The organism is Streptomyces azureus, assembly GCF_001270025.1.
Classification (GTDB): domain Bacteria; phylum Actinomycetota; class Actinomycetes; order Streptomycetales; family Streptomycetaceae; genus Streptomyces; species Streptomyces azureus.
Window position 1 is genome coordinate 1 of record NZ_DF968306.1, and the last position, 24,102, is coordinate 24,102.

The window sequence follows — 24,102 nt, forward strand, 5'->3', positions numbered from 1 at the left end:
GTGGTCGCGCAGGAGGTGGTGGTCGGCGTACCAGGCGGCGCCGTCGGGGCGCAGGCCGTACAGCCGGTGCACCAGCAGCTGGCGGAGGCCGAAGTCGCCTATGAAGTGGCGTTCGCAGCTCGGCCATCCGGTGTCGGTGAGGAGCCGGGAGACGTGATGGGCGGTCAGGTGATGGAGGTGACCCTGCTGGTGGTGGCGGAGCAGGACGTCCGCGCACTCCGTGTCGTGTGCCACCGACAGGTGGGTGAGGAGGTCGAGCCAGTGGGCGTGGTGCTCGGTCGGGAGCCGTACCGGTAACTGGTCGAGGATCAGCTCCCGCAGGAGCACGTCCGCGACGGGGCGTTCGAGGGTGCCGTCGCCGGGGAGCCGTAACGGGGCGTCCAGGATGTCCCGGTCGTTGGCGTCCGGCGGCATGCGGAAGGCGGCCGCGGCTTCGGCCAGGCGGACCACGGTGTGCGGCCGGCCGCCGCTCAGCCGTGCCACGGCGGCGTCGATACGGCGGCGGTTCGTGCCGCCCTCCGGCTCGGCGCGCTGCTGTCTTCGTACGGTCTCCCGGCGGAGCTGGTCACCGGTGAGCAGCGGCATCCGCAGCAGGAGCACGCCGTCGGCCAGGGGTGCCCGGTCCGCGGCTTCGTCCGTACGGCGGGACCAGGCGGGCGGGGCGCCGTCGGCGGGGCGGTACTCCGCCGGGGGCGTCACCTCATCGGGCGGCAGGCCGCCGTGCAGGAAGGCGCCGCCGTCCGGCCTGCGTGCCGTGCCGACGATGACCACGCGGTCGCGCTGCCCGCCCCGGCGGTCGGTGAGTACGGCGCGCAGCAGCTGCTCGCCCAGGGGTGACTCGGCGTGGTCCAGCAGCAGGCCCGGGCGGCCGACCCGGCGCAGCCAGCCGATGGGTGCGGCGTACGCCGCCTCCAAGTCCTCGCGCAGGGCCCGGAAGAGGAAGCTTTCCGCGACCTCACGTGCCTCGCCGCCGGCCCGGAAGTCGGCGGCGAGGATGCGCAGCCCGATCCTGGGCTGGCCGGCGGCGCCGGGATAGGCGCCGTAGATCCGGCCCAGTTCCGCTCTGCCCCGGGGGGCCAGGCTCTCGAAGAGGGCGTCCAGGAGGGCGTTGCTCACGGCCGCCGAGTACGGGTCGAGCGCCTGTCCGAGGGTGGTCAGGAGGTTTCGGATGGTGCCGCGCAGGACGCCGCGCCAGAAGTCGCCGGCGCCCAGACCGCGCAGGCGCTGCTTCTGGGGCAGGTCCTCGTACCGTTCGGCCTCCGTCGCGACCGCCTCGGGCGTGCCCTCCGCGACGCCGGTCGCGATCACGGCCAGGCCCGCGAAGAGCCGCGGGAAGGCGAACGAGCCGCCTGTCCCCTGCCAGGTGCACAACCGCCGGGCGACCTCGACCAGGGCCTCGGTCGCGGCGGAGCGGGCGTCGGGCTCCGGGTCCGCGCGGTCCGCGTACACCGGGGAGGCACAGTCCAGGTGGATCACCGGCACCTTGGCGGCGAAACGGTCCCGCACGGCGCGCAGCAGCCGGCCCTTGCCCATGCCCGGACCGCCGGTGAGCAGCACGACGGGCAGGTCGGGGCCGTAGAGCAGATCCCGGCCGGCCCCCGACGGCGCCCGCCCCAGCAGCCGCGCGAAGAAGCCCTCCTCGCCGAGGAGTTTCTCGAATCCCAGTTCTTCACACACGGACCCCCCCATGGAGTGCCTGCCCGCCCTGGAGCGGGTGACCGGTGACCGATGTGCCAGAAAAGATCCAGTGGAACACGGAACGGTCTGATCGGACAACGGGGGCTGCATGGAAGGAAGTTGGAGTTGGTCGCAGTGCCTATGCCAGCCGGTCCGACGCCGGCCACACGTACGGCAGGTCGTCGGGGACGCCGGGGAAGAGGTCCGCGTAGGCGGTGGGGTCCTTGCGCACGAGGGCCGAGCGGTGGCTGCGGTGGAAGGGGGCGTCGCCCAGCCAGGGGGGCAGTTCGCCCTCGGCGGCCAGGACGGGCTGTTCGCGGACCGGGGCGTGCGGGCGGGTCGCCGCGAGGTCGGCGACCAGGGTGGCCGCACAGCTGTCCTGGTGGCCCTGCTCTCGCCAGACGCGGCAGATCTCCAGGCCGTAGCGGACGAGTGCCTCCTCGTAGCCGGCCCACATCCGGACCGCCGGGTGGCGGCGCCAGCCGTACCCCGGGACGACCAGACCGCGCAGCACCTGCAATGCCTCGACCCGCTGTTTGCCGAGCCGGCGGCGGTCCAGGACCAGGGCCGACTCCCGGAAGCCGGGGTAGGGGAGGAAGGTCTGCACGCCGTCCCGTTCCGGTGCCTACCGTTGGGCGCGGGTCGGGCGGCGGCGGCCGAGGGCCAGAGCCAGGGCGATCATCGCGATGCCCAGGGCGAAGTGGAGCCAGTCGTCCGCGGCGTTGAGGGGGACGAAGTTGGCGTCGCTGTCGTGGCCGACGGACAGGCCGTAGATCCACAGCACCAGGTAGACGGCGCCGCCGACCAGCAGGTACGAGTACGCTCCGGCGGCCGTGCGGGCGAGGGCCAGGCCGGCGAGGCCGTAGGCCAGGTGCACGAGGTTGTGCAGGACCGAGACCTGGAACAGGCCCAGCAGCTCGGCGCCCGACTCGTGGGAGGCGAACTCCATGGAGTCGTAGTCGGTGGTGACACCGGGGATGAACCCCAGCACGCCGACCAGGAGGAAGACGACGCCCATGAGCTGGGCGGCCCGCCGCACGGGTGCCGCGGCGGCCCGGTGGGAAGTGTGTGTGGTCATGGCCGGTGGTTCCTCACTGGAGAGACAGTGTCTGTTCCGCCCAGATGGTCTTGCCAATGGGGCCCTGGCGGGTGCCCCAGCGACCGGTCAGCTGGGCCACGAGGAGCAGGCCGCGCCCGCCCTCGTCGTAGGTGCGGGCGCGCCGCAGGTGGGGAGCGGTGTTGCTGCCGTCGGAGACCTCGCAGATCAGGGTGTTGTCATGGATCAGGCGGAGCTGGATCGGCGGTTGAGCGTGCCGGATGGCGTTGGTGACGAGTTCGCTGACGACCAGCTCGGTGACGAAGACCGCGTCGGACAGTCCCCACCTCTCCAGCTGCGCCACCACGTCCTTGCGGGTCTGGGCGACCGCGGACGGGTCGTCCGGCACCGCCCAGGTGGCGACCTGGCTCGCGTCGAGCGCGCGGGTGCGGGCGACGAGCAGGGCCACGTCGTCGGCCGGGCGCTGCGGCAGCAGGTCGGCCAGCACGGAGTCACACAGGGCGTCCAGCGAGGGCGCCATGGGGGTGCCCCCTGCTCGAGCGAAGCCGAGAGCTCGGGGAAGGGCGAGGGCCTCCCGCAGCCGGTGGACGCCGGCGTCGAGGTCCCGGTCCCGGTCCTCGATCAGGCCGTTGGTGTAGAGGACGAGCAGGCTGCCCTCGGGCAGGACGACCTCGGTGGCCTCGTAGGGCAGGCCCCCCACGCCGAGCGGGGGCGCGGCCGGGACTTCCATCAGCTCGACGCTTCCGTCGGGGCTCACCACGGCCGGCGCCGGATGCCCGGCACCGGCGAAGCAGCAGCGCCGCGACACGGGGTCGTACACGGCGTAGAGGCAGGTCGCGCCCACGTCCGCCGAGGTTTCCCCGTCCTCCTCCACGCTCAGCCGGGCGACCAGGTCGTCCAGGTGGGTGAGGAGCTCTTCGCACGGCAGGTCGATGTCGGCGAGGGTGCGTACGGCCGTGCGCAGCCGGCCCATGGTCGCGGAGGCGTGCAGGCCGTGGCCGACGACGTCGCCGACGACCAGGGCCACCCGCGCCCCGGAGAGGGGGATGACGTCGAACCAGTCGCCGCCGACGCCGGCGTGCCCGCCCGCCGGCAGATAGCGCGACGCGACCTCGACCGCCGCCTGCCGGGGCAGCCGCTGCGGCAGCAGGCTGCGCTGGAGCGTGACAGCCGTGGCGCGCTCCCGGGTGTAGCGGCGGGCGTTGTCGATGCTGACCGCGGCCCTGGCCGCCAGTTCCCCGGCCAGGACCAGGTCGTCGTGCCGGAAGGTGTCGGGGTTGCGGTACCGGATGAAGAACGCGACTCCCAGCGTGGTGCCGCGGGCGACGAGCGGTACGGTCATCACCGAGTGGATGCCGAACGCCCGGATCCTCGCGGCACGGGCGGGGTCGTGTGCCAGCCACGCCGTGAAGGCCGTGTCGGTCACCTCGTGCAGGGTGGCCCGTCCGGCGCGCAGGCTCTCGTAGGGCGCCGAACCCTCCGGGTAGGAGTCCACCTGGCCGGGCGCCACGACCGCCTCCGGAGCCCCCGGCGTCACGGACCGCAGCGCTACCCGCCGCAGCAGCAGCGGCCCCTCCGCCGGAAGGGCCCGGGCGGGCGGTTCGGGTGTGTCGTCCAGCGCGGAGATCAGATCGACGCTGACGAAGTCGGCCAGGGCCGGAACGGTCACGTCCGTCAGCTCCTGGGCCGTGCGCGTCACGTCGAGCGTGCTGCCGATGCGCCGGCCGGCCTCGGCGATCAGCTGGAGCCGTTTGCGGGCCCAGAACTGTTCCGTCATGTCGTGCGCGGAGAGGCAGACGCCCCGGATCGTGCCCTCGGCGTCCCGCAGCGCGGACTCGAAGACCGACCAGGCGTGCTCGCGGGTCTCGCCCGGGGCGCGCAGATAGTTCTCCTCGTACTGCGGCTCGCCGGTGCGCAGCACCCGGGCCATGCTGCGCTCCGCCCGCGCAGCGGCCTCGTCGTCGACGATCTCGGACACACGCAGGCCCAGCATCTCCTCCTCGGTGAGCGCCATGGCCCGCTCCATGGCCCCGTTGGCCCGCCTGAGCCGGAGCCGGGTGTCGTAGATCGCCAGGGCGCAGCACGGGGACTGGGCGAAGCTCCAGCTCACGAGGGATTCGTCGAGGGCGGGCCGCGGCTGCCGGCGGGTCAGGGCGGAGAGGAGGAGCCAAGCGGGGGCGCCGGTTCCGGGCGCCCTGTGGTGGGCGAGGACCCTGACGGTCAGCTTCCGGCCGTCGTGGTGCCGGAGCGCGACGTCGCCGTTCCACCGGGGCAGTCCGGCGAGCGTGGGCAGGCCGCCCCGTACCGGGATCGGCTCGGCCAGCAGATCCGCCGCGCGGCGGCCGGTCATCTGCCGCGCCGGGTACCCGAGGAGCCGCTCGGCGCCCGTGTTCCAGCCGGTCACCCTGCCCTGCTCGTCGAGGGTGACGCGGGCGGTGAGGGACTCACCGACGAGGCCCGCGAGGGCTTCGGAGGCATCGGATTCCGCTCCGAGCGACCGGGTGGCCCGGCCGACGGTGACGGGCTGCTCCATGATCGGTCATCTCGCTCTCGCGGTGGAATCGCGGGAGAATCGCGGCCGAAGTTTCGTGGGAATGAGCGAGAATCAGCCGTAATTCCACATATATGCACTACCTCCTGATTACCCGATTGTGGCGGGTCTTACCGTGTCGCCACCGGCCCGGCCCGGTGAGCCTGCCGCCGCCCTGCCCGGGTAACCGGTCCCCCATGGGCGAGATCCTGGTGGGCACGTGTTCCTGGACCGACCGGGCCCTGGTCGGCAGCGGCTGGTATCCGGTGGGGCGGCGGGACGCCGAGGGGCGGTTACGGCACTACGCCGAGCGGTTCCCGGTCGTCGAGGTAGACGCCTCGTACTACGCGCTGCCGAGCGAGCGGAACAGCCGGCTGTGGGCCGAACGGACACCGGACGGGTTCGTGTTCGACGTGAAGGCGTTCTCGCTGCTGACCGGGCATCCCACCCGGGAGGCGGCGATGCCGGGCGGACTGCCGGCCGATCATCGGGACCCCGCCGTGCTCGACGAGGTATGGGCGCGGTTCGTGGCCGGGATCGAGCCGCTGCGGCGGGCCGGGCGGCTCGGGAGCGTGCTGTTCCAGTTCCCGCCGTGGTTCCGGCCGGGGGAACGGGCGGAGGCGTTCCTCCGGGAGTGCGCCGAGCGGACCCGCGGGTGGCCCGTCGCTGTGGAGTTCCGGCATCCCTCGTGGTGGGAGCCGGGCCGGGAGGAGGCGACGGGCGTGCTGCTCGCCCGGTACGGAATGGCCGCGGTCGCCGTCGACATGACGCAGGCGCTGCCCTCCTCGATGCCGCCCGTCACCCCTGTCACCTCGCCCCGGCTGTCCGTCGTACGGTTCCACGGACGCAGCACCGCCTGGGGGACCGGCAGCAAGGAGGACCGGTTCCGGTACGGGTACGGCGAGGACGAACTCGCCGAGTGGCTGCCCCGCGTGCGCCGGCTGGCCGAGCGCACCGAACAGGTCCACGTCCTGTTCAACAACTGCTGCGGTGACGCCGCCGTCCGTGCCGCGGAGTGCATGACGCGGCTCCTCGGCGGCGACCGGCCGACGGCGGCACCGAGGGTCCCTAGGGCACGATCCGCACCTGCTTCGACACCGTCACCTGGTCCACGTCCGACACCCGCACGGTCGTCTTCATCGTCCAGGTCCCGGCGAGGGGGAGGTTGACGGAGTTGGCGCTCCAGTAGCCGCCGACGTCGGTGAGTCCGGCGTCGATCGGGCCGACCTTGCGGGAGGACAGGGTGAAGGTGATGCGTACCTCGGGGACGACGACCAGCCCCTTGTCGGCGCCGTAGACCACGGCCTGGACGCCGTTGTCGCCGACGCGGGCCGGGTCCAGGGTGACCTGCACTGTGCCGCGGCCGGACAGGGTGCCGGCGCTTCCGCCCGTGTCGAAGGGCACCGTGACGAGGGTGATGGGCGGCAGCGCACCCGCCGGGGACCGCTGCGCGGCCTCGGCCTGCGCACGGCCCGGCAGCGTGGCGGTGAGCAGTGTGGTGATCAGCAACACCACGGCGGCGACAGCGACTTCGACGAGGACGGAGCGGCGCAGCCCGCGCCGCCGGGTGTCCTCTTCGCAGGACCCTGGAGCCGGCTCCGACACCCCCGACGGCCCCTGCCGTTCCTCCGGCGCTTCCGGCTTCTGCGGTTCCCCGGGCTCCCCGGCTTCACCTGCCGCGCCGGATGCCCCGGACTCCCCCGGCCCCTCCGGCTGTACCAGTGCCCCCACGCCGACCGGCTGCGGGACCCGTTCCGGTACGGCCGTCCGGGCGGTGGCCGCCGGGACCGCGAGGCGGGCCGTCCACCGGCGCGAGTACCCGGCCGCCAGCAACAGCGCGGTCACCGCGACCAGTTTGGCCAGCAGCAGCCGGCCGTACGACGTGCCGGTCAGCGCGGCGAGGGAGCCGAGGCCTCGCCAGGACTGGTAGAGGCCGGTGACGGCAAGGACGGTCACCGAGGCGAAGGCGATACGGGAGAAGCGGGGCACGACCTCCGTCAGGGCGTCGACGGAGGCCCGGCGCAGGGTCAGGAGCAGCGCCACGAGGCCGCCGAGCCAGACCCCCGTCGCCACCAGGTGCAGCACGGACGACGCCATCGCCACCGGCACCTGGATCCCGGCGGAGGCGTGCTCGGCCACCGCCCAGGTCAGGGCCAGGGCGACGGCCAGGGTCGCCCCCACCGCCCGCATCAGAGGCTCTCGGTGGTCGCGGCGCCTGGACAGCCGTAGCAGGAAGGCCGCGGTCAGCAGGAGGACGGCCAGCCTGGCGAGCAGGGCCATGCCCGGGCGGCTGGTCAGGGTGCGTTCGAGGGCGGAGAGGTCGAAGGCCGCGGCGGGGCCCGCGCCCGTCTCGTACGGGGCGCGCAGGATCAGCAGGACGGCCGTCGAGCCGAGCAGTGTCCACCAGGCCGCCACCAGCGGTCTGCGCAGCGGGGACGTGTCCGCGGGCCGGCACAGCAGCGCGAACGCCACCGTGCCGACGAGCAGCGCGGCGGCGAGGTAGGCGAGATAGCGGGCGGCGTCGTGGAGGCCTCCGGTCAGCGGGTCCTCGTCCGGGCCGGTGTCGACCTGTGCGGTCGTCGCGGACCGCTTGCCGACGGAGAAGGTGAAGGCTCCGGAGACCGGGTGGCTGTCGGCGGACACCACCCGCCAGGCCACCGTGTACGTGCCCTGGGCGAGCTTCCCGGGCAGTCCGGCCCGGGCCGTGTCGGAACGGCCGTCCGCGTGCTGCGCCTCGCCGGTGTGCACGCGGCGCTGGTCCGGGCCGAAGACCCGGAAGGAGTCGTCGAGCAGGCCGACGGACTCAGTGAAGGTCAGGGTGATGTGGCGGGGGGCACGCTGGACGACTGATCCGTCGTCGGGGTCGGTGCTGCGGAGGGCTGCGTGGGCGGAAGCGGGGGCTCCGCTGAAGAGGAGCAGGACCAGCACAGTGCCGAGCAGCACCAGGGCTTGACGTCGCCGGGGGTGTCCGCCATTGCGCTCCTCGTTCCGCCGTTGATGCACGTGGTTCTCCGGGGTCGGGCTGTACGGCTCCCGGTTATGTACGGATGGGAGTTGTGCAGCGCTCAGCCGATGCGGGGCGGTATGTGCATTGGCGACTGCGGGGCGTTGGGGCTGGTCGCGCCCGCGCGGCAAAGCCGCAAATCGACACGGCCCCGCACCCCTCAAGGCCGGCACAGAGCTGCGATCTCGTCTGCCTCTGCCGGATAGCGTGCCGTCAGCTCCGCCGGGTCCCCGTGCTCATAGCCCTCGAACGTGAAGCCGGGTGCCATCGTGCAGCCGAACAGGGTCCACTGCCCGCCCTCGCGCACCCTGCCGCCCATCCACGTGCCTGCCGGGACCGTGAACTGCACGTGCTGGCCGCCGAGGACGTCCGGTCCCAGCACGGCCGTCCGCGTGCTCCCCTCCGGGGCGAGCAGGAGGAGCTCCAGGGGATCGCCGAGGTAGAAGTGCCAGATCTCGTCGGTCGGCAGGCAGTGCAGGGCGGAGAAGTCGTCGGGGCCCGCTGTCAGCAGGGCGACGATCGCCGTTCCCTCGGGTCTGCCGTCCGGGAGTTCGGGGCCGGCCCAGGTCTGGCGGAAGAGGCCGCCCTCGCGGGGGATCGGCTCAAGGCCGTAGTGGGCGATGAGGTCGTCGGGCGTCACGCGGGGAAGAGTATCTCCCGGTCGAGGAAGGCGAGCTGGGCCTTCTTCTCGGGCAGGTACACGTCCGGGAGGTCGATCTCCGGCAGGACCACCACCGGCCCCGGGGTGAAACCCATGGTGAGGAAACGGGCGACCGCCTTCTCGTTGCGGACGTCCGGGTCGACCACGACCCGCCGGCGGTCCAGGCCCAGCAGGACGTACCGGGTGACTGCGGTCACCAGCCGTGCGGTCCAGCCGGAGCGCGCGCCGTCCGGACCGGCGGGGGCGACCAGCAGGTGGACGCCGATGTCCCCGGGGCGGACGTCGTAGCACTCGCTGACGCGGTCCGCCTCGGGCTCGTAGGTCTGGAGGAGCGCGACGGGCTCGCCGTCGCGGACGACGAGGAAGGCGTGGTGGGTCGTGAGCGTGTCCATGTGGGCGTAGATCTCGGCCACCTGTTGCTCGGTGAGGCCGGTCATGCCCCAGAAGGCGGCCCGGTCCTCGCTCACCCAGCGGTGGACCGTCCCGGCGTCGGCCTCCGGGTCCAGCGGCAGGACGCGGACGGTGCCGAAGCCGTCGGTCACCTGCTCGTGGACGGCCGTGCGGGAGGCGTACGGGTCAGACATCGGTCTCCTTCTTCAGCAGGGTCCAGTCGGTGACGACCGGGACGAGGTCACCGGCGAGCCACAGGGGGAGCTGGTCGCGGTGGTGGGGCGAGCCGGGGACGCCCGAGGCACCGAGCGGGACGACCCAGCGGCTGTCCTCGCGCCGGGCCAGGTCCCAGACGTATCGGGCCGCCGGGCCGCGCGCGGCGCGGTCGGTGAGACCCGGCACGCCCGAGGTGCACAGCACACAGTCGTGGTCGCCGGACAGCCCCGGTTCGTCGTACGGCGTCTCCGGCTCCAGGGCCCGCCAGGGGGCGAGCCGGTGGGTGTCGCCCCAGACACCGGCGGGCGGCCGGGCGGCCACCTCCTCGACCGCCGCACGGACGGCCGACGGGCGGTCGATTCCGTGCGGTTCCTCGGCCCGCAGCAGGTGTTCGAGGGCGAAGCCGACACGCGGGAGGAGGGCGAGCCAGGGCCGGAACACCTCCGGGTACGCCGGCGGTGCGGCGAGCGCGGCGAAGGCGGGGTGTGCCGCCAGTTGCCGTACGACCGCGCCGCGCACGGCCGAGTAGAGGGCCGCGTCGGCGCTGCCGGCGTCCATGCGGCGGTCCCAGGCGAGGAGGCGGTCCCGGAGGGCGGAGGCCCCGGGGGTGAGGGCGTCGAGGGCCCGGAGGTGGTCCAGGAGGGCGGACGCGGAGGCGAGGTGGGTGTCCGTGTGGATGGCGGGCATGTCGTCGGCGCACCAGCGCTCCTTGCCGGCGAGCAGCGCGGCGATCCGGTCGTGGCGGTGGGGCGGGGCGAACTCGACACCGAGGGGTTCGGCCGGGCCGCGCTGGTTGGCCATGACGGCGACGCCGTCGGTGAGCCCGGCGCGGGGCGTCTCGTGCCAGCCCTGCCACTCGTGCCCGGGTTCCCAGGCGGGCACCAGGCGCAGGCGGTTGGCCTCGGCGCGCAACGGCACCCGTCCGGCGACGCGGTGCAGCACACCGCCCTCGGTGTCGGCGGCCTGGACGACGTTGACCGGCTCGGCCCACCGGTCGAACGCCCGGTCCACGTCGGCGACCCGGCGGGCCCGCAGCAGCGGGAGCAGGGCGCCGAAGCCGAGGTCGCCGGTGACGCGGGGCGGGTGGCGCAGGCTGATCGCCACGGGCGGGCCGGAGGGGTCGGCGGGATCGGCCGGACCGGACGGGTCGAACAGGGCGAACGGGTCGCCGTCGAGCCCCTCGGGGCCGCCGATGACCACCGGGCCCCGGTCGGTCTCGATCACCTCGACCTCGACCGGCTCCTCGCCCGCCACCTCGACGACCTCCGTGTGCCGGGCCGCCCGGCGCCAGACCCCGTCCGGGCCGAGGGCCTCCACGCCGGCGCCGGTACGCCGCAGCCGCTCCCGGTACAGGTCCTGGTAGTCGGCCATGGCGTTGGTGATGGCCCACGCGACCGTGCCGGTGTGCCCGAAGTGGGCGATGCCGGGGACGCCGGGGACGGCCAGGCCGACGATGTCGAACTCGGGGCAGGACAGGCGGATCTGCTGGTAGACGCCCGGGTCCTCGATCCAGCGGTGGGGGTCGCCGGCGATGACCGCCTGCCCGGTGACGCTCCGTTCGCCGCTCACCAGCCAGCCGTTGCTGCCGGAGGTGCCGGGGCCGTCGGTGGCGAACAGGCCGATGGCGTCCGCGCCCAGGTGGGCCGCGACCTGCTCACGCCAGAGCTTGGCCGGGAACCCGGCGAAGAGGATGTGGGTGGCGAGCCAGACGCCGAGCGGGGTCCAGGGGTGCCAGGGGCCGGGGGTGAGGTGGACGCGGGCGAACTCGGGTGCCGCGTCGGCGCCCGCCGCCAGCCCGCCGTTGACCCCCTCCACATACGCCCGCAGCCAGTCCGCCGTCTCGGGGTCCCGTCTCTCCAGCTCCGTGAAGCATCGTCTGGCGGTGTCGTCGAGTCTGGCGCGTCTGGCGAACCGGTCCCAGGCCAGGGCGCTCTCGCCGAGGAAGGATGCCGAGGTGCCCTGGGCCCGGTGCCGCTCGACCTCCAGTTGCCAGGCCCGGTCGCGGGCGGTGACGAGGCCCTGGGCATGGGCGAGTCCGACCGCGCTGCCCGCGCGCAGATGCGGAATGCCCCAGGCGTCGCGATAGATCTCGGTGGCCACGCTGCGCCCCCCTCTTTCTTTTAGGTTAGCCTTGCCTAAGTCATAGCTGTGGCGAAAATCGTACGCGAAGGGTGAATACGGGATGGGGCAGGGGCGGGGTTGGGAGGGCGCGGTCCTCAAGCTGCTGCGCGCGAAGGATTTCGTGTTCACCGTGACCGACGTGGAGGACGTCACCCCGGACTACCGGCGGCTGCGCTTCACCGACGGCGGTCTGCTCACGGCGACCGGCGTGCACCCGACCATGTGGGTCCGCCTGTGGTTCGACAACGCGGGCAAGCCCCACCAGCGGGCCTACACCCTGGTCGCCCCGGACCCGGCGGCCGGAACGTTCAGCCTGGAGTTCGCCCTGCACGAGGGCTGCGCCAGCGACTGGGCCAGGGCGGCGAAGCCCGGCGACACCATCGAGGCGACCGTCCAGGGCACCGGCTTCGAGCACCCCGACCCCGCCCCCTCCCACGTCTTCGCCGTCGGTGACCCGGCGTCGCTGCCCGCCATCAACTCCCTGCTGGACGCGCTGGATTCCGCGCCGGCCACCGTCTGGTTCGAGGGCGGCGACGACGATCTGCCGTTCCGCACCGACCCGGCCCGGCACGAGCTGCGCAAGGTGCCGCGCCAGGACTCCGGCGCTCAGCTGGTCGACCGGGTGAAGGCGGACCTGCCCGGCCTGCTCCAGGGCACCTCCGACCCGTACGTCTGGATCGCCTGCGACACGGCGACGACCCGGTCGCTCGCGGCATACGTCCGCAAGGAACTCGGGCTGCCCAAGCAGCGGGTGCACGCGCTGGGCTACTGGCGGGCGACGTAAGCCCGGGCGGGCCAGGCTCCGGACGCGGCCGGGCCCGCACCGAGGGATGATCGGGGCATGGACGTCACTCTCCACCTCGCCCAGGACCCCGAGGCCGACGCGCTGCTCGGGCGCAGTCCGCTCGCCGCGCTGGTCGGGATGCTGCTGGACCAGCAGATCCCGATGGAGTGGGCGTTCAAGGGTCCGGCGACCATCGCCCAGCGGCTCGGCACGGACGACCTGGACGCGCACGAGATCGCCGCGCACGCCCCCGAGGCCTTCGCCGCCCTGCTCTCCCAGAAGCCGGCGGTGCACCGCTACCCGGGCTCCATGGCCAAGCGGATCCAGCAGCTGTGCCAGTACCTCGTCGAGCACTACGACGGTGACGCCGAGGCCGTCTGGAAGGACGCCGCCACCGGCAAGGAACTGCTGAAACGACTGGCCGAACTGCCCGGCTTCGGCAAGCAGAAGGCCCAGATCTTCCTCGCCCTCCTCGGCAAGCAGCTCGGCGTGCAGCCGACGGGCTGGCGTGAGGCCGCGGGCTCCTACGGCGAACCGAAGTCCTTCCGTTCGGTCGCCGACATCACCGGCCCCGAGTCACTGGCCAAGGTACGAGCACACAAACAGGAGATGAAGGCAGCGGCCAAGGCCGCGAAGTCGGCCGGGAAGTAGCCCCCTGCGGGACGCGGGTGCCGACTGACACCTGCCCGTCCCAGACGGCGGACGCCCGTGGCCTGCCCCGGGCGTCGGCGGCACGGCCGGGTCCAAGTGCCGGACGTCAGCGGCCGTGGCCGGGCCCAGGCGGCAGGCGTCAGCTGCGGGCCCGGCCGGTTGCGGGCGCCAGCCACACGGCCCCGCCCAGGTCACAGACGTCAGACACGTGGCCGAGCCAGGCGGCAGGCGTCAACCGCGCAGCCCCGACCAGCTCGCGGGCGCCAGCCGCAAGCGCGCCCAGGTCGCGGACATCCGTCGCAGGCCCTCCCCAGACAGCAGGCGCCAGCCACACGGCTCGCCCAGACAGGCCTCAACCGCAGGGCCGGACCCAGCTCGCGGACGTCAGCCGCACAGCCCGACCCAGCCCACAAACGTCAGCCACAGCCCCAACCAGCCCACAGACGTCAGCCACGCGACCCGACTCGGGTCGCGCCGTAAGCCACCCGACCCGGCTCGGGCCGCGCCGTAAGCCACAAGCCCGCCCAGCCCGCAGGCATCAGCCACACGGCCGGCCGCAGACGACAAACGTCAACCGCACGGCCCACCCAGACGACGGACAGCAACCGCACGGCCCATCCCAGACGACAGGCATCAACCGCACGGCCCGCCCCAGGTGGCGGGCCCCTCCCAGCCGGTCCAAGCATGGACCATGACCGAGCCACCGAGCGGCTCCCCCTGGGAGCCGGAGCGCGGCCCCGCCCACGGGCACGTGCCCCGCCCGCCCCAGGGCCTGGAACCCCACGTCCCCCAGGGCCCGGGGCCGGACGGCCCGCACACCCACGAACGGCCCGGTCACACCTCGCCCCCGCCCAAGCCACCCCACCCGCACGCCCCGGCCCCACCGGGCGCACAGGGCCACTGGCCGCACGACCCGCACGACCCGCACGCACCGCGGGGCGCCGCGCGCACCGCGAACCCGCCCTCAGGCAGTGACGAGCCGGAGTCCCCCTTCCCAGGCCCCCTGCACCAGCTCTCCCACGCCGCCTGGCAAGCCGTGCTGGTCACCGGAGTCACCTCCCTCGTGCTGGGGCTTCTCGTCCTGGTCTGGCCGGGCGCGTCCCTGTCCGCCGCCGGGGTGCTGTTCGGGCTCTATCTGCTTGTCAGCGGCATCCTCCAGCTCGCCTCCGCCTTCGGCACCCACCGGACGACAGCCCTGCGCGTCCTCGCGTTCGTCAGCGGCACGCTCTCGATCCTGCTCGGCCTGTTCTGCTTCCGCCGCCCCCTGCAGTCGATCCTGCTGCTCGCCCTCTGGATCGGCATCGGCTGGCTGTTCCGCGGCATCACCCAGACCCTGGCCGCCGCCCACGACCCGGCGATGCCCGCCCGGGGCTGGCAGATCTTCCTCGGGATCCTCACCGTCGTCGCCGGCATCGTCCTCATCGACGCGCCCTTCGAGTCCGTCGCCGTCCTCACCCTGGTCGGCGGCTGCTGGCTGCTCGCGGTCGGCGCCGTCGAGATCGCCACGGCCCTGCGCATCCGGGGCCGCCGTACGCCGAGCGAGCGGATCTCGCAACCGGTGGGATGAACGACATATCCACAACGGGGAACCACCTCCCGTGAACCCCGCACCGCAGCCGGCCCCCCGCGGCACCCGCCGGCACACATGGCCGCGGGTGCTCGTCCTGCTCCTCGCCCTGCTCGTGCCCGGCGCGCACGCCGAGGCACACACAGGCCCGGCGGCCACCGTCTCCGGCGAGAGCACGGCCGTCGAGTGCGACGTCCTCGACACCGCCCTGCGTCCACCCGCCCGGGCCGCCCGGCGCAGCGCCATCCCCCTGCGCCCCACCCCGCTCCCAAGCCCCGGGCCCGCCTACGCCGCGCCACATGCCGCGCCCGTGCCGCCGGGCCCGCGGCACGACCCTCGCCCCCTGCGTTCCGAGGTCCTGCGCTGCTGACAGGACCGGACACCGGTCCATCAGCCCGTACGCAGCAATACGCAGCAATGCGGAACGAGGAACACAGCCATGCTCGAAGACCCCTACGCGGTCCTGCGCGCCCTCCTGCGCGCCGAGGCCGTTCGCAACGCCCCCAAGCCGCCCCAGCCCCATCCCGAGCCCAAGCCGAAGACACGGGAGCGACACCAGCACCCGATGGCAAGGGAACGCGGCTGACCGACCCGCGGCGGCGGAGGCGACCGGACTGACGCCTCCGCCGCCCCGAACGCCGCGCGGTCCGTGCCGTCCCGAACGGCGACCGGGTGACATCGGCGGGTACGTCCTTCGGAGGCCGCGCCACGAAGAAGACGCCAACCCCTTTCGAGCGAATCAGACGCATGGTCTGCGTGATCGCCTCCAGGTCAGGAAGGTCACGACCGCCCTGAGGTCCTTGACTGCGGGGGCGAGGACGGACGGCATGGGCCCGCAGTCCGGCATATTCACGCCCCCGTTCCCGTTTCGTACCGTCTTGTGGGGTTTTTTTCAGCGTCGCACTCCGTCGCCACGGCTGCGCCCGGAAGGTCCCGCCCGGTAGGCTTTCCGTGTGATCTTCAAGCGCATCGGAAACGGCCGGCCGTACCCCGACCACGGCCGGGACAGCACCCGGCAGTGGGCGGACGTCGCGCCGCGCCCGGTCCGCCTCGATCAGCTCGTGACGACCAAACAGCAGCTCGATCTCGAGACGCTGCTCGCCGAGGACTCGACGTTCTACGGCGACCTCTTCGCGCACGTCGTGAAGTGGCAGGGCGATCTGTACCTGGAGGACGGCCTGCACCGCGCGGTGCGGGCGGCGCTCCAGCAGCGCCAGGTGCTGCACGCGCGCGTGCTCGAGCTCGACTGACTCCCGCCGGTCACGGGTTGACCCTTTCGGGTTCTGCTGGGCGACGTCGAATGATCATCTAGTAGGCATCGTCGTCCAGGCGCACTACGCTGCGCTCATGAGCATGCTGACTCCCCCCGGCATGGGCGGCAAATACCGCATCAAGGGAAACAAGTACCCGCGGATGCGCCGGCCCCGGCGGCGCGGCAGGCTCGTCGTCCTGGTCGCCTCCTCCGCCGCCGTGCTCGGCATGGGCGGTTGGGGCATGTGGCAGCTCGTCGGCGTCTTCACCGGCGGCGGCACGAAGGTTTCGGCCGTCGGCAGCGGGACGGACTGCGCCCCCGAGACCAAGGCGAGCCCCTCGCCCAGCGCCAAGCCCCTGCCCGAACCGCGCGCGATCACGGTCAACGTGCTCAACGCCACCACCCGCAGCGGCCTGGCCAAGAAGACCGCCGACGAGCTGAAGAAGCGCGGCTTCAAGATCGGCGATGTGGGCAACGCGACCAAGCAGTACGACAAGAAGGTCAAGGGCCCCGGCATGCTGCTCGGCCCCGCCTCCGCCCTCGACACCTCGCTGCCGGTGCTCGGCACCCAGCTCCCGGGCGCCGAGCGGCGTACGGAGGCGGCCCGCAAGGGCGTTGCCGTCGACCTCGTCATCGGCGACGGCTTCAAGGAGCTGGCAAAGAAACCGGACGCCGACCGGGCCCTGACCAAGATGGCCAGGCCCCAGCCGGCGCCGTCGTCGAAGAAGGGCTGCTGAGCAGCTCAGGCAGAAGGGCCGCTGAACCGCTCAGGTCCAGCTCCCGGGACCTACTCGGCCGCCCCGTACATCCGGTCCCCCGCGTCGCCGAGGCCCGGCACGATGTAGCCGTGCTCGTTCAGACGCTCGTCGACCGACGCGGTCACGACCGTCACCGGGGTGCCCGCCAGCTCGCGCTCCATGACCTCGACGCCCTCCGGCGCGGCCAGCAGCACCACGGCGGTCACGTCGTCGGCGCCGCGCCGGATCAGTTCCTGGATGGCCGCGACCAGCGTGCCGCCGGTGGCGAGCATCGGGTCCAGCACGTACACCTGTCGTCCCGACAGGTCCTCCGGCATACGCGTGGCGTACGTGGAGGCCTGGAGCGTCTCCTCGTTGCGGATCATGCCGAGGAAGCCCACCTCGGCGGTCGGCAGCAGCCGGACCATGCCGTCCAGCATGCCGAGGCCGGCCCGCAGGATCGGCACCACCAGCGGACGCGGGTGGGACAGCTTGACGCCCGTGGTCGTGGCCACCGGCGTCTGGAGGTCGACCTGTTCGGTGCGCACGTCGCGCGTGGCCTCGTAGGCGAGCAGGGTGACCAGCTCGTCGGCGAGACGGCGGAAGGTCGCGGAGTCGGTGCGCTGGTCGCGCAGCGCGGTGAGCTTGTGGGCGACCAGGGGGTGGTCGACGACGTGGAGACGCATGTCCACAACAGTAACCGGGCCCGCTGACCCCGGCCGCACGGCAAGCCCGTCACCCGTTCGCTGGCGTCAAACCGTCCGTCCGGGGAACGTGGGAAGGACGGACTGGGGGTGGTGAACCTGATGCCCGACCGGGATTCCCGAGACGTTCCGTCGTCGCGCGCACGGCCCGCGACGAACCCGGAGAGCTACGAGACCGGCAGGCCCGGCAGGCCGGGCAGGCCGGGCAGGCCGGGCAGGACTGCCCGGCCCGGCAAGGCTGCCCGGACCGAACAGGCCGAGCAGGCGGACACGGCCGACTCGCCCCGCATGCTGGGCGGGACGACGAGCGAGACCGACGCCGAGCGCCGTCGGCGGCGCGCCCGGTTCCTGCGCGATCTGGCCGAGGCGCGGGAACTGCGCGACCGCGTCCAGCCGCGCCGCGTCAAGGTGGCCCGGCTGCGGCACGCGATGCGCATGCGCACGTTCCGCTGGTAGGAAACGGGTGAGGAAACCCCCGGGGAAGATCACGAACCGCGCGGACGTTGCCGAGGTGACCGTGCGTGGAGCGTGGGAAAGCCGCGTACGATCCGCAGGTGGCGGCAACGAGCGTGCGATCAAAACTGCCGGACACAGGGGGCCGAAGACATCCCCTGAACGCCTTGTTTCTGCCACGATTCCGAGTGGGTGGGGCTCGGACGAGCACTCCCCGCCCGCAACCTCCGCCGGGGGGACCCCCAACCGGCACGCCTATGACCAGTGGGAGAGTCACGGTGTACTTCGCCGCACTGCTCGCGCGCACCGAAGACGGGTGGGAAGCGAGCGACACGGAGCTCGACGATGTGGAAACCCTGTCGGATCTGGCCGACCTGGCCCGTGAAGCCTCCCCCGACGAGGACACGGTGCTCGTGCTCATCGAGCAGGAGGACGCCTGGTTCGGCGTCGTCCGCGTGGACGGCGAGGAGGACCCTCGCATCTACGTCTCGGACGCCGCCGCCGCTGCCCGCAGCAGCTACGGCGAGATCCTGCTCACCGACGAGCTGCTCGGACGCGATCCCGACGACGGGGACGACCTGGACGCCCTCGACCTCGACGGCACCGAGGACGGTGATTCCGACGACGAGGCCGACGACGGCGACCCGGTCGCCGGAACCGGCGAGGCCGTGCCGCACGGCCCGGTCGGCGACGCCCAGATCCTGGACGACCTCGGCGTGAGCGAGAAGGAGCTGCGCTCGCTGGCGACGGACGCCGTCACGGAGATCGCCGAGGCCCTCGGCGCCTCGGAGACGCTGGAGACCGTCCGCTGACCGCTCGCACCACTCCGGGACCGCCGGACCAGCCGGACCGGCCGGCCCCGTCGGGACAGCCGGACCGGCCGGGCCCGTCGGGACCACCGGACCAGCCGGACCCGTCGGTACCACCGGACCGGCCAGATCCGGTACGGGACCCCTGGCGGCCCGCGATGCGACTCGCCCTGGACGAGGCCGCCGAGGCCGTCCGGGGCGGGGACGTCCCCGTCGGCGCCGTCGTGCTGGCCCCGGACGGCACGACCGTGCTCGCGGCCGGGCACAACGAACGCGAGGCCGGCGGCGACCCGACGGCCCACGCGGAGGTCCTCGCCCTGCGGCGGGCCGCAGCCGTGCTCGGCCGGTGGCGGCTCGCCGGCTGCACCCTGGTGGTGACGCTGGAGCCCTGCACGATGTGCGCGGGCGCGATCCAGCAGTCCCGCGTCGACCGGCTCGTCTACGGCGCCCGCGACGACAAGGCCGGCGCGGCCGGTTCACTCTGGGACCTCGTCCGCGACCGGCGGCTCAACCACCGGCCCGAGGTGATCGAGGGCGTGCTCGCCGAGGAGTGCGCCGGGCTGCTCACCGAGTTCTTCCGCGGTCGCTGACCGTCGCCGCAAACCGATTTCAAAGCACGCGGCACCTTGCTGTAAGGTCTCCCTCGGTAGCGTGTCCGAGCGGCCGAAGGAGCTCGCCTCGAAAGCGAGTGTGGCGCAAGTCACCGAGGGTTCAAATCCCTCCGCTACCGCTTGAGAAGGGCCCCGTCGTCAGACGGGGCCCTTCGTGCGTTCTGCCCCTTCGTGTGATCGGTCCTTCGTGCGATCATGTGCGCTGCATGAGACACCAGTGACAGGGAGGCCGCGATGGCGGTGAACGCGAAGAAGGTCGCCGTCTACGTCGTCGTGGTCTTCGCGCTGTACGTGATCATCACGGACCCGAAGAAGGCCGCCGACTACATGCAGATAGGGTTCCAGGGCATATCGGACGCCGCCCAGGCCCTCGGCGACTTCGCCACGTGGGTCGCCGACGGAGGAAAGTGATGATCCGCCACCTGGTCCTCTTCAAGCTGAACGAGGGTGTCGAGCGGGACGACCCGCGGGTCGTGAAGGGTGTCGAGGCCTTCCGCTCGCTCGAGGGCACGATCCCCGGGATCCGCTTCTGGGAGCTCGGCTGGAACGTCAGCGACCGTCCCATCGCCCATGACTTCGCCATCAACTCGGCCTTCGACGACGCGGACGCGTTGCGCCGGTACGTCGAGCACCCCGACCACCAGGCGGGTGTCGCGCTGTGGCGCGAGTTCGCCACGTGGGTGATCGCCGACTACGAGTTCTGAGCCCCCCGCTTCGAGCCCCCCGTCGTTCCGACGGGGGGCTTCTGCGCATTTATGCGGTATTTCATCCCTCAACACGTAGTTATGGGGTGCTTGCACACAGTGGACATGTCTTGTGATGCTATGACCGCTTTTGATGGAAGAGCGGACGGATGGGTTGACGGATGACGAGGTGGAGTTGACCGTGCTGGCCAGTACCGCACCTCAGGCACCATCCTCGGAACCGGCTCCCCAGCGGAGCCGCGGCGCCGACACCCGCGCCCTCACGCAGGTCCTCTTCGCGCAGCTCAAGGAGCTCCAGCCGGGCACGCCGGAGCACGACCGGGTGCGCGGGACGCTCATCGAGGCCAACCTCCCGCTCGTGCGCTACGCGGCCGCCCGGTTCCGCTCCCGCAACGAGCCGATGGAGGACGTCGTCCAGGTCGGCACCATCGGGCTCATCAACGCCATCGACCGCTTCGACCCGGACCGGGGCGTGCAGTTCCCGACGTTCGCGATGCCGACGGTGATCGGCGAGATCAAGCGCTACTTCCGCGACAACGTCCGCACGGTCCATGTGCCGCGCCGGCTCCACGAGCTGTGGGTGCAGGTCAACAGCGCGACCGAGGACCTCACGACCGCCTTCGGGCGCACCCCGACCACGGCCGAGATCGCCGAGCGGCTGCGCATCACCGAGGACGAGGTGCTGTCCTGCATCGAGGCCGGGCGGTCGTATCACGCCACCTCCCTGGAGGCCGCACAGGAGGGCGACGGGCTGCCGGGACTGCTGGACCGGCTCGGTTACGAGGATCCCGCGCTGGACGGGGTGGAGCACCGGGATCTCGTACGGCATCTGCTCGTACAGCTGCCCGAAAGGGAGCAGCGGATTCTGCTGCTGCGGTACTACAGCAATCTCACGCAGTCTCAGATCAGTGCGGAACTCGGCGTCTCGCAGATGCATGTCTCGCGGCTACTCGCGCGCAGCTTCCAGCGGTTGCGGTCCGCCAACCGGATCGACGCGTAGCCGCGAACCCGGGCGGCGGGTGGCCGCGAACCGGGGTGACGGTTAGCCGCGAACCAGGGTGGGAGGTGCCTGCGCACCCCCTCGGCACGTAACCGCAAACAGTTGCGAGTGGTAACCGTGGCGAGCGAATCGCTCCTCAGGGCCGTTCCCGACAGTTGCGGGCCGAAAAGGCGTCAGACCCCTTGCGTGCAGGGCGGATTCGCGTCTCAGATGTCGACATGTCACTACAGCGTGTTGCCGACATGTGACATTCTGCGGGAAGCGCGTTTGCCGGGGCTTCGGCTCCGGTATTCAGGTGAAGGCTGCGTTCCTCAGACGGGGGCGTTCGCCGCGACCGTCCCGCGACCCAAAGGGGGTGGCATGTCCGCAGAACAGGGCAGCTCGAAGGTGCTCACGCTCGCGGAGAGCGACACAGCTCCCCATGCTCTCGACTCACTCGGCCCCATCGACGACGTTCCGGCCGAGCTCGCGACCGAGCCCGCGCCGGCGCTTCCGGCCACGGGGGCCATCGACACCCGCACCCTGTCCCGCTCCCTGTTCCTGCGGCTGGCCGCGCTCGACGAGGACAGCCCCGAGCGTGCATACGTCCGCGACACCCTGATCGAGCTCAACCTGCCGCTGGTGCGGTACGCGGCGGCGCGGTTCCGCTCCCGCAACGAGCCGATGGAGGACATCGTCCAGGTCGGCACGATCGGGCTGATCAAGGCGATCGACCGGTTCGACTGCGAACGGGGCGTCGAGTTCCCGACGTTCGCGATGCCAACCGTCGTGGGCGAGATCAAGCGGTTCTTCCGCGACACGTCGTGGTCGGTGCGGGTGCCGCGCCGGCTTCAGGAGCTGCGGCTGGCGCTGACGAAGGCCAGTGACGAGCTCTCGCAGAAACTGGACCGCTCGCCGACGGTCACCGAACTCGCGTCCGTGCTCGGGGTGTCCGAGGAGGACGTCGTCGACGGGCTGGCGGTGGGGAACGCGTACACGGCGTCCTCGCTGGACTCCCCGGCCCCGGAGGACGACGGCGGCGAGGGCTCGCTGGCCGATCGGCTGGGGTACGAGGACAGCGCCCTGGAGGGCGTCGAGTACCGGGAGTCGCTGAAGCCGCTGCTGGCCAAACTGCCGCCCCGTGAGCGGCGGATCATCATGCTGCGGTTCTTCGCGAACATGACCCAGTCGCAGATCGGCGAGGAGGTCGGCATCTCGCAGATGCACGTGTCCCGCCTGCTGACGAGGACGCTGGCGCAGCTGAGGGAAGGCCTCATCTCGGACTGAGCGCGCCGCCGAACCCGCGGGTGGTGGCTCGCCCACCCGCGGATGATGGCTCGCTGGCCCGCCAGGGTGGCGGGCCGCTGACCCGCGGATGATGGCTCGCTGACCCGCCAGGGTGGCGGGCCGCTGACCCGCGGATGATGGCTCGCTGACCCGCCAGGGTGGCGGGCCGCCTATCCGCTGGTGGTGAGCCCCCTGCCCGCCGAGGGTGGGCCGCCGACCCGCGGGGGTGGTGGGCCGCCTATCCGCAGGTGGTGGCTGCGCCTGCCGGATGCGGTGGGCCGGGGCCGCGCCGGGGAGTGTCCGTCCTCGGAACGGCGCGATGGGGTGGGTGACCGACTGGCTGTCCGTTGACGCGCCAACCGCCGCGGGCGGACACCCCCCGACCCCTTCCGCACGTACGCGAGTGCGGCTGCGCCGCGGCTGAGCCGCGGGCGCTTCCCACTCAGCCGCGGCGGGCCGCCGCCGCGGGTGCGGGCGCGTGGTGGCGCCGTCCAAAGGGTGTTGCGAAAGTGGCGTCGTCGCCCGAAGGGCGGCCGCGCGGCGCCCGGTGCGTGCGCTCGGCGTGCCGGCCGGAAGCCCTCGTACTGGGCGCACTCGGTCCTTCGGCCGGTGCGGCGAGAGTGCGTGCCGGGCGTCGAGCGGCAGGCGGCACTTCGCAACAGGGCCTGGCCACGAGCTGCCGCAGAGTCGCCGCCGCGGGCTGCAAGTGCGCTGCGTGGTGCCCCGGCTGAGCTGCCGCGGGCCGCTGCCCCGGGTGCAGGCGCGCGGTCATCCGCACAGCTGCCGCAGGCCGCCCGCCGCTGCGGGCAATCGTGCCGCCAAGAGCGGCACGGGTGGGCGCAGCGGCACCCCGCTCCGCCGGGCTGCGAACCCACCCGGCCCCAGCAGCAACTCCGGGCAACCGGACAACGCCGAGTCGCGCAACGCCCCAGCCCCACGCCGGACGCCGAGTTCCGGGAAACCCGTCGTACGAGTCACCCGCGCCGCACGGTCAACGTCACCCCAGCGCCAGCCAAGCCACCGCCGCGACAACCGCGACGGCGACGACGACGCCGAGGATGAGACCGATCCGCGGCCCGCCACTCGTCGCCGCGGCCTGCCGCCCCTGCGGCGCCTCGTCGACGAACGCGCGGAACATCTGGGTGCTGCCGGCGGGGTCGTGGTTGCCCTGGGGGGCCTGGTTGTTAGCCATGGCCCGAGACCCTAGCGAAAACGCCGGGGCTCCCCAAGTGGGGGTTGGTCTTCCGTTTACCCCCGCACGACCCCTGTCACCAGCGTCACCACCTGCACATTTACTACCGCAATACTTGCCTTTGCCAACTTTTTATGCCGCATTCACCTTCTTTATTTGCCTTCAGCAACCAACAGCTTCTATGGTTGCCCTAGGCAACGAAAGCGGGAGGTGTCATGGCCGAGAGGGCGCAGTACGAAGAGCTGGTCCGCCAGTTCAGTGCCTTCGGCGCCGTGAAGCGGGAGCTCGGCCGGATCATGCCGGCCGACTGCACCGGCGGCTCGGCGGCCGTACTGACACTGCTGGGCCGCCACGGCGACATGCGCATGAGCAAGCTCGCCGAGCTGCTCGCGGTGGACATGTCGGTCACCAGCCGCCATGTCGCGCACGTCGTGGCCCGGGGCTGGATCGAACGCTCCCCCGACCCCGCCGACAAACGCTCACGCATCCTGCGCCTCACGCCCGCGGGCCACGCACAGCTCGACGAGCTGTCCCGGCGCACCACCGAGGTCCTCGCCGAGCGCCTGAGCCACTGGACCGACGAGGACGTCGACCGGCTCACGGACCTGATGGCGCGGCTGAGGGAGAGCTTCGACTGCCGCCCCGCGCCCCGGGCGGCACCACCCGCTGTCGAACAGACCACCCGTACACCCGCAAGCACGTAAGAAAGGAAGCCC

The 24,102-nt window shown here is 72.6% G+C and carries 26 protein-coding genes, 1 tRNA gene and 1 pseudogene; 17 read left to right on the forward strand and 11 right to left on the reverse strand.

Annotated features, from left to right (window positions below; translation table 11 throughout):
• The 4 genes from AOQ53_RS21000 to AOQ53_RS21015 all read right to left on the reverse strand — a co-directional run.
• On the reverse strand, positions 1-1,677 hold a 1,677-nt coding region (locus AOQ53_RS21000), incomplete at its 3' end, for a hypothetical protein (protein ID WP_059419490.1).
• 139 nt (positions 1,678-1,816) lie between these two features.
• Positions 1,817-2,284, reverse strand: a complete 468-nt coding sequence (locus AOQ53_RS21005) for an MSMEG_6728 family protein (RefSeq protein ID WP_059419491.1) — start codon at positions 2,282-2,284, stop codon at positions 1,817-1,819.
• Positions 2,285-2,302: 18 nt separating this feature from the next.
• Positions 2,303-2,755, reverse strand: coding sequence for a DUF4383 domain-containing protein (locus tag AOQ53_RS21010; RefSeq protein ID WP_059419492.1), 453 nt, complete (start codon positions 2,753-2,755; stop codon positions 2,303-2,305).
• A gap of 13 nt (positions 2,756-2,768) precedes the next feature.
• Positions 2,769-5,267: a SpoIIE family protein phosphatase gene (locus tag AOQ53_RS21015; protein ID WP_059419494.1), complete on the reverse strand. Its 2,499-nt coding sequence runs from the start codon at positions 5,265-5,267 to the stop codon at positions 2,769-2,771.
• 194 nt (positions 5,268-5,461) lie between these two features.
• On the opposite strand from AOQ53_RS21015, the gene AOQ53_RS21020 reads away from it, so the two are divergent.
• On the forward strand, positions 5,462-6,433 hold the full coding sequence (locus tag AOQ53_RS21020; protein ID WP_059419495.1) for a DUF72 domain-containing protein: 972 nt from the start codon (positions 5,462-5,464) through the stop codon (positions 6,431-6,433).
• Here the strand turns inward: AOQ53_RS21020 and AOQ53_RS21025 are convergent.
• From AOQ53_RS21025 to AOQ53_RS21040, 4 genes are all read right to left on the reverse strand, one after another.
• Entirely contained in the window at positions 6,333-8,207 is a 1,875-nt protein-coding gene (locus tag AOQ53_RS21025) for a copper resistance CopC/CopD family protein (RefSeq protein ID WP_059419497.1), read from the reverse strand. The genes AOQ53_RS21020 and AOQ53_RS21025 overlap by 101 nt on opposite strands.
• Before the next feature lie 221 nt (positions 8,208-8,428).
• Entirely contained in the window at positions 8,429-8,908 is a 480-nt protein-coding gene (locus tag AOQ53_RS21030; RefSeq protein WP_059419499.1) for a cupin domain-containing protein, read from the reverse strand.
• On the reverse strand, positions 8,905-9,513 hold the full coding sequence (locus AOQ53_RS21035; RefSeq protein WP_059419500.1) for a GNAT family N-acetyltransferase: 609 nt from the start codon (positions 9,511-9,513) through the stop codon (positions 8,905-8,907). The genes AOQ53_RS21030 and AOQ53_RS21035 overlap by 4 nt, the downstream gene beginning before the upstream one ends.
• Positions 9,506-11,635 carry a penicillin acylase family protein gene (locus AOQ53_RS21040; protein WP_059419503.1) on the reverse strand — a complete coding sequence of 710 codons (2,130 nt, stop codon included), beginning with the start codon at positions 11,633-11,635 and terminating at the stop codon, positions 9,506-9,508. Before AOQ53_RS21040 ends, AOQ53_RS21035 begins: the two co-directional genes overlap by 8 nt.
• Positions 11,636-11,717: 82 nt before the next feature.
• Here AOQ53_RS21040 and AOQ53_RS21045 point away from each other — a divergent pair, with 82 nt between their 5' ends.
• The 5 genes from AOQ53_RS21045 to AOQ53_RS44750 all read left to right on the forward strand — a co-directional run bounded on the left by AOQ53_RS21045 (position 11,718) and on the right by AOQ53_RS44750 (position 15,244).
• On the forward strand, positions 11,718-12,440 hold the full coding sequence (locus tag AOQ53_RS21045) for a siderophore-interacting protein (RefSeq protein WP_059419505.1): 723 nt from the start codon (positions 11,718-11,720) through the stop codon (positions 12,438-12,440).
• A gap of 57 nt (positions 12,441-12,497) precedes the next feature.
• Positions 12,498-13,091, forward strand: coding sequence for an HhH-GPD-type base excision DNA repair protein (locus tag AOQ53_RS21050; protein WP_059419507.1), 594 nt, complete (start codon positions 12,498-12,500; stop codon positions 13,089-13,091).
• Positions 13,092-14,094: 1,003 nt separating this feature from the next.
• On the forward strand, positions 14,095-14,658 hold the full coding sequence (locus tag AOQ53_RS21055; RefSeq protein ID WP_059419545.1) for an HdeD family acid-resistance protein: 564 nt from the start codon (positions 14,095-14,097) through the stop codon (positions 14,656-14,658).
• Positions 14,659-14,689: 31 nt separating this feature from the next.
• Positions 14,690-15,028 (forward strand): hypothetical protein, encoded by a 339-nt coding sequence (locus tag AOQ53_RS21060; protein ID WP_059419508.1) that lies wholly within the window; start codon positions 14,690-14,692, stop codon positions 15,026-15,028.
• A gap of 69 nt (positions 15,029-15,097) precedes the next feature.
• Positions 15,098-15,244 (forward strand): hypothetical protein, encoded by a 147-nt coding sequence (locus AOQ53_RS44750; protein WP_167745744.1) that lies wholly within the window; start codon positions 15,098-15,100, stop codon positions 15,242-15,244.
• An 88-nt stretch (positions 15,245-15,332) separates the two neighbouring features.
• Here AOQ53_RS44750 and AOQ53_RS43655 read toward each other — a convergent pair.
• Positions 15,333-15,428 (reverse strand): annotated as a pseudogene (locus AOQ53_RS43655) (helicase HerA-like domain-containing protein); the annotation flags it as partial.
• 183 nt (positions 15,429-15,611) lie between these two features.
• Between AOQ53_RS43655 and AOQ53_RS21065 the strand changes: the two are divergent.
• Positions 15,612-15,908 carry a type II toxin-antitoxin system VapB family antitoxin gene (locus AOQ53_RS21065; protein ID WP_003991361.1) on the forward strand — a complete coding sequence of 99 codons (297 nt, stop codon included), beginning with the start codon at positions 15,612-15,614 and terminating at the stop codon, positions 15,906-15,908.
• Positions 15,909-16,029: 121 nt separating this feature from the next.
• Positions 16,030-16,647: a LytR C-terminal domain-containing protein gene (locus AOQ53_RS21070; RefSeq protein WP_059419510.1), complete on the forward strand. Its 618-nt coding sequence runs from the start codon at positions 16,030-16,032 to the stop codon at positions 16,645-16,647.
• 50 nt (positions 16,648-16,697) lie between these two features.
• Here AOQ53_RS21070 and upp read toward each other — a convergent pair whose 3' ends face one another.
• A complete protein-coding gene (gene upp / locus AOQ53_RS21075; RefSeq protein ID WP_059419546.1) occupies positions 16,698-17,333 on the reverse strand; it encodes a uracil phosphoribosyltransferase in 636 nt (211 codons plus the stop codon).
• Positions 17,334-17,453: 120 nt separating this feature from the next.
• Between upp and AOQ53_RS45245 the strand changes: the two genes are divergently transcribed.
• The 8 genes from AOQ53_RS45245 (at position 17,454) to AOQ53_RS21110 (ending at position 22,194) form a co-directional block, all read left to right on the forward strand.
• Positions 17,454-17,807, forward strand: a complete 354-nt coding sequence (locus tag AOQ53_RS45245) for a hypothetical protein (RefSeq protein ID WP_174523325.1) — start codon at positions 17,454-17,456, stop codon at positions 17,805-17,807.
• Between the two features lie 275 nt (positions 17,808-18,082).
• Positions 18,083-18,616, forward strand: coding sequence for a tRNA adenosine deaminase-associated protein (locus tag AOQ53_RS21085; protein WP_059419514.1), 534 nt, complete (start codon positions 18,083-18,085; stop codon positions 18,614-18,616).
• A 155-nt stretch (positions 18,617-18,771) separates the two neighbouring features.
• Positions 18,772-19,203 carry a tRNA adenosine(34) deaminase TadA gene (gene tadA, locus AOQ53_RS21090; RefSeq protein ID WP_059419516.1) on the forward strand — a complete coding sequence of 144 codons (432 nt, stop codon included), beginning with the start codon at positions 18,772-18,774 and terminating at the stop codon, positions 19,201-19,203.
• Between the two features lie 55 nt (positions 19,204-19,258).
• Positions 19,259-19,343, forward strand: a tRNA-Ser gene (locus tag AOQ53_RS21095).
• Positions 19,344-19,458: 115 nt separating this feature from the next.
• A complete protein-coding gene (locus AOQ53_RS42945) occupies positions 19,459-19,635 on the forward strand; it encodes a hypothetical protein (RefSeq protein WP_099054651.1) in 177 nt (58 codons plus the stop codon).
• A complete protein-coding gene (locus tag AOQ53_RS21100) occupies positions 19,635-19,928 on the forward strand; it encodes a Dabb family protein (protein WP_059419518.1) in 294 nt (97 codons plus the stop codon). Before AOQ53_RS42945 ends, AOQ53_RS21100 begins: the two co-directional genes overlap by 1 nt.
• 133 nt (positions 19,929-20,061) lie before the next feature.
• The gene (locus AOQ53_RS21105; protein ID WP_059419519.1) at positions 20,062-20,928 is read left to right on the forward strand and encodes an RNA polymerase sigma factor SigF; all 867 of its coding nucleotides are present in this window, start codon (positions 20,062-20,064) and stop codon (positions 20,926-20,928) included.
• A gap of 360 nt (positions 20,929-21,288) precedes the next feature.
• On the forward strand, positions 21,289-22,194 hold the full coding sequence (locus tag AOQ53_RS21110; protein ID WP_010045122.1) for an RNA polymerase sigma factor SigF: 906 nt from the start codon (positions 21,289-21,291) through the stop codon (positions 22,192-22,194).
• Between the two features lie 997 nt (positions 22,195-23,191).
• Here AOQ53_RS21110 and AOQ53_RS21115 read toward each other — a convergent pair.
• Positions 23,192-23,386: a hypothetical protein gene (locus AOQ53_RS21115; protein WP_059419522.1), complete on the reverse strand. Its 195-nt coding sequence runs from the start codon at positions 23,384-23,386 to the stop codon at positions 23,192-23,194.
• A gap of 215 nt (positions 23,387-23,601) precedes the next feature.
• On the opposite strand from AOQ53_RS21115, the gene AOQ53_RS21120 reads away from it, so the two are divergent.
• Positions 23,602-24,090 carry a MarR family winged helix-turn-helix transcriptional regulator gene (locus tag AOQ53_RS21120; RefSeq protein WP_059419523.1) on the forward strand — a complete coding sequence of 163 codons (489 nt, stop codon included), beginning with the start codon at positions 23,602-23,604 and terminating at the stop codon, positions 24,088-24,090.
• Positions 24,091-24,102: the final 12 nt, after the last annotated feature.

What these genes read in the sequence shown, in the direction of transcription:
- AOQ53_RS21010 (WP_059419492.1), bottom strand. Translation starts at nt 2,755, where the DNA reads ATGACCACACACACTTCCCACCGGGCCGCCGCGGCACCCGTGCGGCGG.
- AOQ53_RS21015 (WP_059419494.1), bottom strand. Translation starts at nt 5,267, where the DNA reads ATGGAGCAGCCCGTCACCGTCGGCCGGGCCACCCGGTCGCTCGGAGCG.
- AOQ53_RS21020 (WP_059419495.1), top strand. Translation starts at nt 5,462, where the DNA reads ATGGGCGAGATCCTGGTGGGCACGTGTTCCTGGACCGACCGGGCCCTG.
- AOQ53_RS21035 (WP_059419500.1), bottom strand. Translation starts at nt 9,513, where the DNA reads ATGTCTGACCCGTACGCCTCCCGCACGGCCGTCCACGAGCAGGTGACC.
- AOQ53_RS21045 (WP_059419505.1), top strand. Translation starts at nt 11,718, where the DNA reads ATGGGGCAGGGGCGGGGTTGGGAGGGCGCGGTCCTCAAGCTGCTGCGC.
- AOQ53_RS21050 (WP_059419507.1), top strand. Translation starts at nt 12,498, where the DNA reads ATGGACGTCACTCTCCACCTCGCCCAGGACCCCGAGGCCGACGCGCTG.
- AOQ53_RS44750 (WP_167745744.1), top strand. Translation starts at nt 15,098, where the DNA reads ATGCTCGAAGACCCCTACGCGGTCCTGCGCGCCCTCCTGCGCGCCGAG.
- AOQ53_RS21070 (WP_059419510.1), top strand. Translation starts at nt 16,030, where the DNA reads ATGGGCGGCAAATACCGCATCAAGGGAAACAAGTACCCGCGGATGCGC.
- upp (WP_059419546.1), bottom strand. Translation starts at nt 17,333, where the DNA reads ATGCGTCTCCACGTCGTCGACCACCCCCTGGTCGCCCACAAGCTCACC.
- AOQ53_RS45245 (WP_174523325.1), top strand. Translation starts at nt 17,454, where the DNA reads ATGCCCGACCGGGATTCCCGAGACGTTCCGTCGTCGCGCGCACGGCCC.
- tadA (WP_059419516.1), top strand. Translation starts at nt 18,772, where the DNA reads ATGCGACTCGCCCTGGACGAGGCCGCCGAGGCCGTCCGGGGCGGGGAC.
- AOQ53_RS42945 (WP_099054651.1), top strand. Translation starts at nt 19,459, where the DNA reads ATGGCGGTGAACGCGAAGAAGGTCGCCGTCTACGTCGTCGTGGTCTTC.
- AOQ53_RS21100 (WP_059419518.1), top strand. Translation starts at nt 19,635, where the DNA reads ATGATCCGCCACCTGGTCCTCTTCAAGCTGAACGAGGGTGTCGAGCGG.
- AOQ53_RS21105 (WP_059419519.1), top strand. Translation starts at nt 20,062, where the DNA reads ATGGAAGAGCGGACGGATGGGTTGACGGATGACGAGGTGGAGTTGACC.
- AOQ53_RS21110 (WP_010045122.1), top strand. Translation starts at nt 21,289, where the DNA reads ATGTCCGCAGAACAGGGCAGCTCGAAGGTGCTCACGCTCGCGGAGAGC.
- AOQ53_RS21115 (WP_059419522.1), bottom strand. Translation starts at nt 23,386, where the DNA reads ATGGCTAACAACCAGGCCCCCCAGGGCAACCACGACCCCGCCGGCAGC.
- AOQ53_RS21120 (WP_059419523.1), top strand. Translation starts at nt 23,602, where the DNA reads ATGGCCGAGAGGGCGCAGTACGAAGAGCTGGTCCGCCAGTTCAGTGCC.